At 53.7% G+C, this 12174-nt stretch carries 11 protein-coding genes, 1 tRNA gene and 2 pseudogenes; 7 read left to right on the top strand and 7 right to left on the bottom strand.

The window, feature by feature from the left end:
* Window positions 1-79: 79 nt before the first annotated feature.
* Window positions 80-397 carry a type II toxin-antitoxin system RelE/ParE family toxin gene (locus tag DBV39_RS10900; protein WP_407669184.1) on the top strand — a complete coding sequence of 106 codons (318 nt, stop codon included), beginning with the start codon at window positions 80-82 and terminating at the stop codon, window positions 395-397.
* Window positions 398-400: 3 nt separating this feature from the next.
* On the top strand, window positions 401-694 hold the full coding sequence (locus tag DBV39_RS10895) for an addiction module antidote protein (RefSeq protein WP_108621547.1): 294 nt from the start codon (window positions 401-403) through the stop codon (window positions 692-694).
* A gap of 10 nt (window positions 695-704) precedes the next feature.
* Here DBV39_RS10895 and DBV39_RS20640 read toward each other — a convergent pair whose 3' ends face one another.
* Window positions 705-920 carry a phage integrase central domain-containing protein gene (locus DBV39_RS20640; RefSeq protein ID WP_407669287.1) on the bottom strand — a complete coding sequence of 72 codons (216 nt, stop codon included), beginning with the start codon at window positions 918-920 and terminating at the stop codon, window positions 705-707.
* 476 nt (window positions 921-1396) lie between these two features.
* On the opposite strand from DBV39_RS20640, the gene DBV39_RS10890 reads away from it, so the two are divergent.
* Together DBV39_RS10890 and DBV39_RS19515 are read left to right on the top strand one after the other, a co-directional pair.
* Window positions 1397-3274, top strand: coding sequence for a diguanylate cyclase (locus DBV39_RS10890; RefSeq protein ID WP_159078907.1), 1878 nt, complete (start codon window positions 1397-1399; stop codon window positions 3272-3274).
* Between the two features lie 374 nt (window positions 3275-3648).
* Window positions 3649-3864, top strand: coding sequence for a hypothetical protein (locus DBV39_RS19515; RefSeq protein WP_159078906.1), 216 nt, complete (start codon window positions 3649-3651; stop codon window positions 3862-3864).
* 316 nt (window positions 3865-4180) lie between these two features.
* Here the strand turns inward: DBV39_RS19515 and DBV39_RS20445 are convergent, their stop codons facing one another.
* The 3 genes and pseudogenes from DBV39_RS20445 to DBV39_RS10880 all read right to left on the bottom strand — a co-directional run.
* Window positions 4181-4330, bottom strand: a complete 150-nt coding sequence (locus DBV39_RS20445; RefSeq protein WP_322348712.1) for a HepT-like ribonuclease domain-containing protein — start codon at window positions 4328-4330, stop codon at window positions 4181-4183.
* Entirely contained in the window at window positions 4296-4478 is a 183-nt protein-coding gene (locus DBV39_RS20440; RefSeq protein ID WP_322348711.1) for a HepT-like ribonuclease domain-containing protein, read from the bottom strand. The genes DBV39_RS20445 and DBV39_RS20440 overlap by 35 nt, the downstream gene beginning before the upstream one ends.
* Window positions 4478-4735: pseudogene (locus tag DBV39_RS10880) on the bottom strand (nucleotidyltransferase family protein); the annotation flags it as partial. The gene DBV39_RS20440 and the pseudogene DBV39_RS10880, both read right to left, overlap by 1 nt.
* Between DBV39_RS10880 and DBV39_RS19975 the strand changes: the two are divergent.
* Window positions 4688-4972 (top strand): annotated as a pseudogene (locus DBV39_RS19975) (IS4 family transposase); the annotation flags it as partial. The pseudogenes DBV39_RS10880 and DBV39_RS19975 sit on opposite strands and share 48 nt — an antisense overlap.
* Before the next feature lie 884 nt (window positions 4973-5856).
* Here the strand turns inward: DBV39_RS19975 and DBV39_RS10870 are convergent.
* Window positions 5857-5947, bottom strand: a tRNA-Ser gene (locus DBV39_RS10870).
* A gap of 133 nt (window positions 5948-6080) precedes the next feature.
* On the opposite strand from DBV39_RS10870, the gene yaaA reads away from it, so the two are divergent.
* Both yaaA and DBV39_RS20635 read left to right on the top strand, forming a co-directional pair.
* The gene (gene yaaA, locus DBV39_RS10865) at window positions 6081-6869 is read left to right on the top strand and encodes a peroxide stress protein YaaA (protein WP_108621544.1); all 789 of its coding nucleotides are present in this window, start codon (window positions 6081-6083) and stop codon (window positions 6867-6869) included.
* Window positions 6866-8488 carry a DUF3734 domain-containing protein gene (locus DBV39_RS20635; RefSeq protein WP_108621543.1) on the top strand — a complete coding sequence of 541 codons (1623 nt, stop codon included), beginning with the start codon at window positions 6866-6868 and terminating at the stop codon, window positions 8486-8488. Before yaaA ends, DBV39_RS20635 begins: the two co-directional genes overlap by 4 nt.
* Here DBV39_RS20635 and DBV39_RS10855 read toward each other — a convergent pair.
* On the bottom strand, window positions 8442-9188 hold the full coding sequence (locus DBV39_RS10855) for an acetoacetate decarboxylase (protein WP_108623228.1): 747 nt from the start codon (window positions 9186-9188) through the stop codon (window positions 8442-8444). The two genes, DBV39_RS20635 and DBV39_RS10855, sit on opposite strands and share 47 nt — an antisense overlap.
* A 409-nt stretch (window positions 9189-9597) precedes the next feature.
* On the bottom strand, window positions 9598-11760 hold the full coding sequence (locus DBV39_RS10850; protein WP_108621542.1) for an FUSC family protein: 2163 nt from the start codon (window positions 11758-11760) through the stop codon (window positions 9598-9600).
* Window positions 11761-12174 lie beyond the last annotated feature (414 nt).

Genomic DNA, 12174 nt, shown 5'->3' with positions numbered 1-12174 from the left:
TTTTACGCGGCATACCTTGAAAATATGCAACATAGGTGTATACGCATGGCGCTTGATAGCGATTGCAAAAGTGTCCCCCATGGGTTACATTTTCGCTATGTATTCGATTCGCACAACTGAATGCTTCGATGACTGGTTTATGGGGCTGCGTGATATCCGCGCTCGGGTACGCATTCAGACTCGTATTGATCGCCTTGAAATGGGCAACCCTGGTGACAGCAAGTCTGTCGGGGGTGGAATTGTTGAATTGCGCATCAACTACGGACCTGGCTACAGGGTGTATTACGTTCAACGTGGTGAGGTGCTTGTAGTGCTGCTTTGTGGTGGGGATAAATCCAGCCAGCAGAACGACATAGCGCGTGCCAAAGAAATTTCCAGCGCTCTTGATTTGGAGTGAGCCATGAAAAAAACACAGACCCGGCCCTGGGATTCTGCCTTTCACCTTCGCACCGAAGAAGAAATTGCCGCCTATCTTGATGCCGCACTTGAGGAGGCTGGCGACGATCCGAAGTTCATTGCCCATGCGCTCGGGGTCATCGCCCGTGCGCACGGGATGAGCCAGCTTGCGAAGGAAAGCGGAATTAAGCGGGAGAGTCTTTACCGTGCTCTCTCGGGAGAAGGAAACCCTGAGTTTGCAACCATCTGGAAAGTGATTAGAGCCTTGGGTATTCGCTTGCACGCTCAGCCTGCTTGATCGAGGTCCGTCAATAGTCGCCATGGTTTCGGTCATCATTGCAGTATCCTCCCGCCTTGATCGCCCCCCGTGCCTCGATGGCTTTAACGCAATCCCGCACATGGGCCGCTGTGAGAGCATCTGCCGGGATGCTGCCAAGTGCCGGAAATGCGTCTAGCTCGAGTCTGCGCCATACCTGCTCCCATCTTGTAGCTGCCGCAAGGCGGTGTGGCGGTCGCTGGAAGATCTGCGGATCAGCTCTGCGGTTTGTTTCATGGCCTGACTCGCCGATGGCCTGGGTGCACCGGGGCGTGTAGTTCTTTAGAGGTCAGTGTTGCTCAGTTCCGGTGTTTCGCAATTGCGAAGAATCCGGGATTTGTGGGCTCGTCCGTTGTTCGTGCAAACACGACTGTGCAGGCTGACCTCAACGGATGGGTAACTCGGCATCTTGTCGCTATTCTCAGGGTGTCCTTCGGGGCACCCTGTTTTGGGTTGACTAGGCGGGACGTGAGGCATCGTCGCCCGTGCCAGCATGCAATGCTGTCTTGTTGTAACAGATGGTACTCTGGCCGATATTAGGTTCTGCTTATGGTCTTTTATGGCGCACCCATCCACTCCAACTAGCGTATTTCGAACAGCCCGTTTAGCATTTACTTACTTTTTTGTGCTGTTGCTCTCGGTACTACTGATCTTTTGGCCGGGGTACAGGTTCGTATGTTGAGCATGCTGCCTCTAACGAGACGGGTTGTTGTTTCCGCACCGGATCAGCACAGAGCCAAGGCTGAGCTAGGTGCCCACTTGTTGCGAGCTGTTGATAGCTTTAACTTTTATAGTCAGCTCAGAATTCTTGACTCAGCAGGGTATGAGATTGTTCGCATCAATCGTGTGGAAGACACCAATGGTGCACAGGCTGGTGCCCAAAAGAGTTCTGTCCGTAGAGCAGGTCTTGATGTCGCGAAAGTTCCTGACGCCGAGCTGCAATTCAAAGATGAAACAGACTACTTCAAAATTGCGATGCGCTTGAAGCCTGGCGAGATCTACGTTTCTGAAATCGATCTGAATGAAGAAAACGGTCGCATCCAGGAGCCTTTGGTTACCACCCTCAGAATCGCCTCTCCGATCACCGACGCACAAGGATCACTGCTGGGAATTGTCGTTGCGAATCTGGATGGTCAACGGATCTTTAACTGGGCTAGAGCCCTGATACAGGGTGGCGCACCGAATTCAATCGATTTCTCCTTGTTAAATCAAAGCGGTTACTGGCTAACAACCGACACACACCGGTCAACCTGGGGCTGGCTGCTTGGACAACCGGATCAAACTCTGGCGCGGCAGGACCCATCACTTTGGCATGTGCTTAAAGCATCTGACAGCAGTGTGGTGCAGGTTAGCGACGGTCTTTATCTGTCCGAGGCAATTTATCCCTTGCAGGCATTTGCTGACGCCCCGTTTCAGGCTGTAACAACAGCACCTTCACAGTCACTGTCGCAAGAACTTACGCGTGATGCCCAGGCACAGCGGTGGATTTCACTCCTGTACCTTCCAGAGTCTGTGTGGCTTGGTGGAACTTTGCTTTACCAGAATTGGGTGCAGCTGCTATTGGCCTTGCTCGTTTTATTCGTTGCGTTCGTAAGCTGGGCTGTCGCAAAGCAGCGGCTGTTGCGTCAGCATATGATGCGTGTGCAAAGCGATCACGCGAAAGAACTCTCGGATCTTTACGAGAACGCGCCTTGCGGTTACCAGTCAGTCGATGGGCAAGGGGTCTATGTCCGAATCAACGACACAGCGCTTGAATGGATCGGCTACGGCCGTGACGAGTTGGTCGGGAAAATGCACTTCTCACAGATACTGGTGCCAGATCCTTCGCGCCCACAAACGCCGTCGGATCAAACTCACCTGGAGATACTCAAGTCCAGAGGTGCAATCGTCGACTATCCGATGCGGATGTGTCGCAAGGACGGTTCAAGCTTTCCAGTGTCGCTCACTGCGAAAGCGGTCTACAGCGAGCAGGGTGAGTTTCTCATGACGCGGACAACGCTATTGGATGTGACTCAGCGTCGGTTGTTAGAGGATCAGTTGCGCGAGCAAGCATTCACAGATCCGTTGACTGGTGCCTTCAATCGCAGAAATTTCTTTTTGCTTGCTGAGCAAGAACTGAGGCATTTGCCGCGATCCGGACAGATCTGCGCGTTGCTTTGTCTGGATATTGATCATTTCAAGCAAATCAACGACAGATTTGGACATGCCGCTGGTGACCTTGTGCTCAAGGCGTTTGCTCAGGCGTGCCAGCAATCAGTTCGAACCGGAGATATTGTCGCGAGGATGGGCGGTGAAGAGCTTGCGATCTTGCTTCGGACCGCAACGCGGCAGGACGCAAAAGAGATTGCCGAACGCATCAGGATGGCGGTGGAGAATCTGGCGATTCAGGCAAGTGAAAGATCGGTGAACGACGGTGGTGTTATTCGACTGACAGTGTCGATTGGTCTTGTGTGTATTGATCCGCACTCTGAGGGGCTGGATCAGGCATTGTCTCGCGCAGATGAGCTACTTTATGAAGCCAAGCGATCTGGCCGAAATCGCGTTGTTTGTGAGCCAGATTGAGACGAAGAAAAGACGGTTTTTCAGGTTACTCTGATAACGACCATCACCCCATGCGTCGAACTGCACGGAGCTGAACTCAGTGTGTTGCAGCCCTTCCAAACGGTGCGGTGGGTTGTCCCATCGAGCTTTGCCGCTATTCTGGCCTGAATCTCCATTGTGATACTGGTCTGAACACCAGGGTCCATTATTGTGAAGTTTTCTACAACTGCGTCATGCTGACTCGTAAACGAAGCTCACAATGCTCGATTCAATGCGGGTGAGCATTGAAGTCAGCATTTGATGCGTTTAATGCTCGCCTCATGCACACATAGTGTCTGGAAACACGACAAGCGAGAGCGATGCGGTCATTGGCAAGAGCTCTGCGAGGTCAGTAGGTGCGAACCGTTATGGTGCCGGTCACGATCGACGGGAATACCCCGTTTCACCTGGTTTCAGCCGGAAAGTTCGATGAGAAGGCGGTCGGAGCCGCGGGCCGTGCAGACGTTGGGAAGGTTCGATACTTCTGCGTAGACGTGATAGTCGTGGTCGGCCTGCTCGACCCGCTGCACCTTGAAGTCAGGGAGGTTCAGGATGTTCGCAGGTATGGCTAAACTTCGCCAAGTTCGTAGTTCGACGCTCTTTCCGGTAAACCGTTATCTGGTGCGGCTTTGCGCAGTGTGTGGCCAATCATTGCCACATTCTGAAGAGCCTGTTCGGTAATGCTTTCAGCGCGCATCTACTGCTCTGCCATATCCGCCAACATGCCCGTCGTGGCAGCGACGACCGGCCCATGTGTTCAGTGCAGAGCACTTTGTCGCCGCCCTTGTGGCGCACACCCGAAATCAGAACCATTGTCTAGCGCCACACCGGCAATCGCCTGCACCTGCTGATACAGCACAGCACCGGCAGATCACCTTGAATTGTATTTCAGACGATTTCCATGTCCACCTTGTCGTAGCCATGCGAGAGGCGATTGCACATGGTGTACAGGACCCGCCAAGGAATATGGTAGTGTTGCGCGGCGAACGCTGGGTCAACTGGGTCAACGCGCTGTATGTTGTTCGATGCCTTCGCCAATGATCTCGATGTTGCGGATCACTGCGTCCTGGACAAGCTCGCTGTTCAGGAATGCCACCTCGTCCATGTCTGCCGTATAGCGGTCGATACGCTCGACGGCCTTGAGGATGTGACTGAGGTGGTCCGAGACGCGCATCGCCCTGGACATACCGGCACCGCCTCAGAGAGAACCCGGCTGCGGAAAGCGTCGGGCAAGGCCCTGGGCGTGAGTACATCGACCGACACCCCAAGCAGGCGCTCCAGTTCTACCTGAATCGCGGCCACATCCATCAGCGTCGTTTCCGGCGTCGGGTCTATGAGGATGTCGAGGTCGCTGCTGTCGGTGTCCTGGCCACACAGCACGGAGCCGAAGACCCGCGCATTGCGCGACTGATGCGTCTGGGCAGAACCTGTCCGGATCTGGATGCCGCCCTGCTGTTTGAAAAGGACGAATGGCAGGCCGCATACATCCTTAACCGCAAGAAGGTTCCGAAGTCACTCCCTAAACTCAATGAAGTGATCCTTCTGATTGCCGTGCTCGGTGGCTTCCTGGGTCGCAAAGATGATGGTGAGCCTGGCGTCAAAACGATCTGGCTCGGATTACAGCGGGTGGTCGACTTTGCAGCCGGACTGAAATTTGCCCGGAAACTGCAGGACGAATGACTTGTGTGTAATGACATGGGCCAAGGGTCCTTTGCAGGGCGCATAGGGCGCACAGAGATTTGTCAGTTTGAGGCATGAGGTCGATGCGACACTCGACTCCAGGAAGCCGTTTCTTGTATAGCGCGGGCGCTGAACTGGCGGTGTGCTCGGGTGTCGAGTGACGGCGCCCGCAGAAATCCATGTCATTTGAAGCCGGAGTGCAGTCGGACCTGTCAAGGTGTAGGTCTGGTGACTGTCGATCCTGTCATAGCGGCTCACGTGGATTCGAGAACCGGGCCTTTACAGGTAACTGCGCTATGCTGCCTTGTAATGGAGTTCGTGTTGTGATGATGTGGTCAAGGTGTTCGGAGGGTTCAATTGCGCAGGTGATGACGGCATGGTCACGATTAGACAGATAGGCTCCAAGCACCGGGGCGCACTTGCCCACTCTTTTCCTTGTCAAGTCAAAATCAGGCCGTGAATTTGCAGGGCCTGCTCTGTCGATAATGTGTGCTCAAACATTGCTCGACATGCTCTTCTTGCCGTACAGGTCTGCGGACATCAGATTCTTGCGCTCAGTTCATGTGCAAGCAATTTCAACACCCTTGTGCACGCGCATGAGCGGTGCTGCTGTTTTGTACAACCACTTTGATGCCAGATCAGTTGTCACGTGGGTGTGCTTTGCACCTGCCCTGGCTGTGACATATGTTGTGATTGCCAGGGGCACGCCACATCAGACAGTTTTTGTTTCCCGTATGCCGTTTGGCTTGGTACATCCAAGAGTGCAGCCAGTATTGGCTATATGTCCATCCATTGCTGTATATACACGGGGGCGCAAAAAAACTCGCAGAAGGAGTGTTTATGCGGGTTTAGTCCATTGTCGGGAATGGTTGTGTACAGGTTGCTGGCGGAGAGGGTGGGATTCGAACCCACGGTACGGGAAAACCGTACGCCTGATTTCGAGTCAGGTACATTCGACCACTCTGCCACCTCTCCCAGCAAGCCAACGATTCTAACAGATTCTGGATCAGAAAACATCTGGCTCCTTGAGCTTCCGGTTACTGCCGATTTCCATCAGGAAACCTTTACACTTGAGATGTAAAAGGTATCCATACGGAGTGGTTCGACCATGCTCTTTTTGCTCTCACCTGCAAAGAAACTTGACTATGACTCGCCACTGGCGACTAGCCTGCATTCCGATCCGTTGTTCGTCGATGAGTCCAAAGGATTGATTGAGGTCCTTAAAGCAAAATCCGCTGACGAGGTTGCCGGTCTCATGTCACTAAGCCAGTCCCTGGCGGAAATGAATGTCGAGCGCTATCAGCAGTGGACACCAAGGTTTTCCTTGCACAATGCAAGGCCGGCTGCTCTTGCCTTTAACGGTGATGTGTACGAGGGTCTTCAGGCCAGTGACCTGTCTGACAAAGATTTGCAATGGGCGCAGGAACATGTGGCGATACTGAGTGGTCTTTACGGCGTGCTGAGACCGTTGGATCTGATGCAGCCATATCGGCTTGAGATGGGCACACGTCTTGAAAACTCAAAGGGCAAGAATCTTTATGAGTACTGGAAGGACGTGGTTTCTCCGTATTTGAACAGCCGTCTTGCGAAAGAGAAAGATCCTGTCATCATTAATCTGGCCTCTGACGAGTACTTCAAGGTGGTCGATCTCAAGACACTCAATGCCCGTGTCATCCAGTGTGTTTTCCAGGACCAGAAAGCAGGGCAGTGGAAGATCATTAGCTTCTACGCAAAGAGAGCGCGTGGACTGATGGCGCGATATGCCATCAAGCATCGCGTTAACAGACCAGAGCAACTGCAAAGCTTTGACAGTGAGGGGTATGTTTTCGCTCCGGATCTTTCCTCGCAAGACAAGTTGGTATTTCGTCGACCAGAAAATTGGGAGTCCCAGTCATGATTAATTCTAGATACGCGAAGAAGATTCAGGAGTACCCCAAAGTTGCCCTGGTGCTTCAAGGAGGTGGTGCACTCGGCTCCTATCAGGCGGGTGTTTATGAAGGACTTGCCCATGCCGGCATTCACCCTAACTGGGTTGCAGGGATTTCAATTGGCGCACTCAATTGCGCGATCATTGCGGGCAATCCCCCGGAGAAACGTGTTGAACGCCTGCATGAATTCTGGGACACCATTTGCAGCCCACCTATGTGTCCGGTCAACTGGATGGAGGGCTTGTTCGGCGGTGTCAGATCCGATGCGGACAAGGCAACCGCCAACCCCTTTGCGAGCATGTTTAGTGTGCACTCCCCGGTGGCGAGCCCTTGGGCCAGCTGGTTTGACGGCGCTGCGCAGACGATGCTTGGTTCTATGTCTGCGATGAGCTCCATCATTAACGGGCAACACGGGTTTTTCAAACCCAGAGTGATGGCGCCGGGTAGCGGATCGCCTGATGTTGCAAGTTTCTACGACACATCTCCGATCATCGAGACACTTGAAAGACTGGCGGATTTTGACCGCATCAATAGCGGCGAGACCAGGGTGTCGCTCGGTGCAACCAATGTTGCGAGTGGCAACTTCGTTTATTTCGATTCCGAAAAGATCAAACTTACTCCCAAACACTTCGTGGCGTCCGGGTCTTTGCCGCCAGGCTTTCCCGCGACAGAAATTGACGGTGAGTTTTACTGGGACGGTGGCTGCGTCTCGAATACGCCGCTGGAGTACGTTCTTGGCAGCTCGCCCCGCAAAGACACGCTGGTATTTCAAGTCGACCTCTGGAGTGCCCAGGGCTCGTTGCCCACGGACATTTTCCAGGTCAATGAGCGGCTCAAGGATATTCAGTACTCAAGTCGTACTCGTACGGTCACCAACGTTGTGCATCTGGCACAGCAGATGCGAAAGGTTCTGATCGATACGGTAGACCGCATCCCGCAAGAAGTGCGTGATAATGACCCCTGGTTTGACGAGATGGTCCGTCGCATGATGGGGGCACGATATAACGTGATTCATCTCATTTATCAGAACAAGTCTACAGAGGGTCACTACAAGGATTACCAGTTCAGTCACGAAACCATGCGTATGCACTGGCAGACCGGTCAGCATGATATGAACGAAACTCTCGAGTACCCGGATTGCCTGGACATGCCTGCAGAAGGTGAGAACTTTGTGACGTTTGACGTTCACACACGCAAGCGCAGCTCGAGTCAGTTTCACGGTAGACCTGGCTCGTCAGAGTCTCGCGGATCAGGAGCTCAGACCCGTAGTGCTGCGGCTGATCATGCGCAAGTTGGTGTGTCGAAGGTGGATGATGAAGAAAATGCGGTCGAACCGGGCTCGAAGGGTGGACGCGCAACACGTGCTGTGAAGGCGGCTGCGCCTGCAAAGGCTGTACGAAAGACAGCGGGTGCAAAAGGCGCCACGACCAGGTCGGCCACTCGGTCAGCTGCAAAGAAGGCTACAAAATCAGCAAGCGAGACCGAGGGCGCCAAGGTAGCAAAGGTGTCTAGTGCAACCCAGGCGGTTACCGATACTGACGTTACGCCTTCAGATAGTCGTACGCCACCTCCCCAAGCCCCAGAGTAAGGTCACAAACAAGGTGCTTGGCCCCGATAATCTCCAGCACTGGGAGGTCTGCGACGGGGGCAAGCGCATGCTTGAAGAGCTCAAGTTGCACCGGACCTGTCCAGGCGCCTTTGACCTTCACGTCTTGCAGGTAGAACCGGACCAGTTCGCAAATCCGGGGCGAACCGTCAACGTGCGGAATGATCTTGAGCAGATAGTTCGGACTCTCTGACATTGCTTTTTGCTGCGCAGCAGCGTCGAGCTCCTCGTACTTGTAACCCATGGTCCCCGTTGCGACCCGGATAGGACCGTAATCAAGTGTGCCGATGAGTGTGTCAGACTCTACTCGCAAAGTTGGGTTTGCCAGCTTTTTGGGGAAGCCCCACAGCTCGCGTCCACCAGCAATCGGTGCCTCATCATCGAGGTACATCATGTGTGTATATCCGCCTTTGCGACCCTGTTCGTCAACGACGGCAATCACTTGTCCGGTTTCGGTGTAGTCTCCAAAACCTGATGAGTCCGGCATACGGATGAACTCATAGTTCACAATCGGCTCTTCAATGCGCAGCGGTTCAGGCACCACGGCACGCAACGCGTCCGGATCGGTGCGATAAGAAATAATGAAGAACTCGCGATTGATGAACTTGTAGGGACCTTTCGGGTACGAAGGGTTGGCGAATGGCATCGAATACGCATTGGCGCGAATGTCAGCGATTTTCAATGTGATCTCCTGATTACGGTTGTAGAAGTGGGCGGTGAATGTTGAAAGACCAAGCGCGCGACCGATGCAAGCGGCTGCCTGCGTGTTTATCAGCCAGTCTTTGAACGAAAGTGGCACTATGGCAGCATTCACCAGATTTGTCGTTTACAAATATCTGAGACGTGCGGTTTTCATATTGGTTCGCCATGGCTATCCGTCTATCCGTTCTCGTCGTGATCCTGATGAATAACATCCCTGAGAGTTGAACGCGATGAATGCACCGCATCAAGATTAACTGAGGCAGGCCTTTGAGGCAATTAGAGCCAGGGTGGTCTGTATGCCCAGGAAAGGATGGTGCGGTGAGTGTGTTGCGCAGGTAACGCAGGTAACGCAAGTAACGCAAGAAACGCACAATACTCGCAATCTATGCTCAGGCGTTCGCAGGCTCTGCCCGAATTGCCATTGATTCGCGGATGATGTTCTGTACAGCACGCTGCAACTGACCAAGAGGGAAGTACCAGTCTGCCGGCTCCGTTTCTGCTGAACGGTTGAGCAGGCTTTGACTGATCTGCTCGAGGGCCCGGTTCTCGAGCGCGGCGTCGATCTGTTTAAGCGAGTCGACCAGTGGGGCCACTTCTGTGCCGGGAAGACTGGAAGCCGTGATCAAGGTACTGATTTGCGCTGCCATGATGTGACTCTGAATCAGAAGATTGTTGAATTCGGATACACAGCGTTGTTGCGAAGCCGGCTCACCCATCATCCGGTAGAAGGCTTGTGCGAAATTGCTGAACGCAACAAGCGCATTTTTTCTGGCAAGTGGCAGGCCGTACTGTTGATAACGATCCCGGCCCGGGTCATCACCAGGCAACTCAAGTAATCGAATCGCGCTGCGCAGATACTCCTGATTCGCACGGATGGCTGCACGGGCAAGCGAAGGCAGGGAATTCGCTTCCCACCAGGGCAGGAAGTAGCTGCAGGCAAACGCGATGATCGAGCCAAGTACTGTATCGAGTGCTCGCTCGGCAACCAGATCATAAGACGAGGGTAACAGGAAGTGCAGGGCGATCAGCAGGGTGACCGTCATAAAAACAGACGCGACCAGGTAGTTGATGATCGTGAAGCTGAATCCGATGATGATGGAGGCGACCATGATCAGGATCAGGGTCCGGGTGTCATCGGTCAGAAAGAAAACTACGAAAGCGATCACGCAGCCGAGCAGTGTGCCAGTCAGTCGTGCGGTGTTGCGCTGCTTGGTCAGTGCAAACGCAGGTTTCATGATGATGATCACGGTCAACACGATCCAGTAACCGTGTGGTCCGAGTTGTGGAAAGACAATGCCTAGCATCAGTGCGATTGCAACCCCCAGGCTGACCCTGAGCGAAAACCTGAAGGTGGGTGAGTCTTTGCGAAGATTGCTCGTGAGCAGACCTGGCCGGAACGACTGTCGTGACAGAAATTCGACCAGGGATGTTTCAAGTTGATCAATGTTAAGCGGCTTCTCATCGCGTGGCATGCTGGTTTGTGCCAGCATGTGTTCGATCAGGCGATTGGAGTTTCGCAGCCTGCGCAGGACTTGAACGCAAATGGCATACGTCTGTGCTTCTTCCTTCTGAAAACCACTACGTTTCATCTGTTCAAGTTCGTACTCAAGCGCTCGTAATTCTGCCTTGACGCTATTGCGGCGATGAACCCGTTTTTCACGGGTGACGGCCTGGGCGATACGTTCAAGCTCGGATGACATTTTCAGGAGTGCATCGCGCATGAAAATGATGGTGTCGGACTCACCGAGTTTTCTGTGCAGCAGTGTGTAGTCAGTATGAGTCGCCACCAGCATCTCGAGCATGTTCACCATGTCGATGTAGATGTTCCATATCATGATCTTTCGAGGAGACTCGACCAGTGCCTCTTTAGACAATCGCCGCATGATCATGTCACGGGCAGACTGGTGCTGGTCGCTCATGACCGCCTGGCTGGCTAGCAGTTTGCGATAGGCTTCATCGATATCAGTGCCCGGGTCGTACATCTCCCCGCGAGCATAGACGTAGTTGGCAGTTGCAAAGAGCGCTACTGACAGAGCCTGCTCTTCTTCACGTACTGACAGTGGGAGACTTGCCAGGGAACTGAACAAGAGATAGAACAGCCCTCCTCCCAGGGTGATGAGTGTGTGCTCAAGCACCTCGTCAGGTGTGAGCGGCGTATGCATGGTCGTTACCGTTACGATGAGACAGCCAAGTCCGATGATCGCACCGCGTTTGCCAAATACCGCAAACATTGAGAAAGCGAAGGTCTGACCGACAACCGATATCAGTAGCAAAAAGGGATGGCTGGATGCGAAGCCGGTCAGACTGACGGCAAGAACGCCCAGAAAGAGTCCACCCGTCATTTCCCTGATGCGTTGCGACAAGGGTCCGGGCTGATCGATGATGCCGACGCAAAGTGCGCCGAGTGCGGCAATCATGCCTGCGTTTGGATTGCCGAGAAGTGCGCTCGCTACGACGAATGCAAGGATGACTCCCGAGCCACGTCTGGCCCCACTGACAAAGTGGTGGCTGTAGATGAAACGTTGCAGGCGAGAAAGTCGGGACTCGGTCATGCTCGAACTCTACCTGATTTTGGGCGAGCTGTTGTGTCTGGTGTGGCAGGTGCGTGTACCGATGTCAGTCAGGTCTGCACTGCCTCGTTTGTGTGTCTTCACGGCAACAGGCGGGGTGGGTGATTTGCGCTGCACTGCGGAAAAAGTTAAATTGGTAGATTCTGCAGAATTATGTACCTCTAATTCTTCCAGTCTCTGTGCCAGGATCAGATGACCTGTCTGACACCGGCATAGTCAATTTTTGCCAAAATTCCCGCCACGAGCGGTGAACCAGGCATCCGTTTCAATCCAATGCGCCAATGGGGCGCGTGCCGAACCGAACGGTGAAGGTGCGTCGGGTTTGTTGTGTGGGTGGGCGGCCAGGCTCCGTGAGTCTGAAAGCGTCAGTCATGTGACAGATGCCAGCGTAGCTTC

It is taken from the genome of Orrella marina, from assembly GCF_003058465.1.
Taxonomy (GTDB): domain Bacteria; phylum Pseudomonadota; class Gammaproteobacteria; order Burkholderiales; family Burkholderiaceae_B; genus Algicoccus; species Algicoccus marinus.
Note: the sequence above shows the minus strand (reverse complement) of the source record. Positions and strands in the feature narration are given on the sequence as shown.

Excerpts from the sequence above, each read along its gene's own strand:
- yaaA (WP_108621544.1), top strand. The coding sequence starts at position 6,081 with ATGCTCTTTTTGCTCTCACCTGCAAAGAAACTTGACTATGACTCGCCA.
- DBV39_RS10850 (WP_108621542.1), bottom strand. The coding sequence starts at position 11,760 with ATGACCGAGTCCCGACTTTCTCGCCTGCAACGTTTCATCTACAGCCAC.
- DBV39_RS20635 (WP_108621543.1), top strand. The coding sequence starts at position 6,866 with ATGATTAATTCTAGATACGCGAAGAAGATTCAGGAGTACCCCAAAGTT.
- DBV39_RS10900 (WP_407669184.1), top strand. The coding sequence starts at position 80 with ATGGGTTACATTTTCGCTATGTATTCGATTCGCACAACTGAATGCTTC.
- DBV39_RS10890 (WP_159078907.1), top strand. The coding sequence starts at position 1,397 with ATGCTGCCTCTAACGAGACGGGTTGTTGTTTCCGCACCGGATCAGCAC.
- DBV39_RS20440 (WP_322348711.1), bottom strand. The coding sequence starts at position 4,478 with ATGTCCAGGGCGATGCGCGTCTCGGACCACCTCAGTCACATCCTCAAG.
- DBV39_RS10895 (WP_108621547.1), top strand. The coding sequence starts at position 401 with ATGAAAAAAACACAGACCCGGCCCTGGGATTCTGCCTTTCACCTTCGC.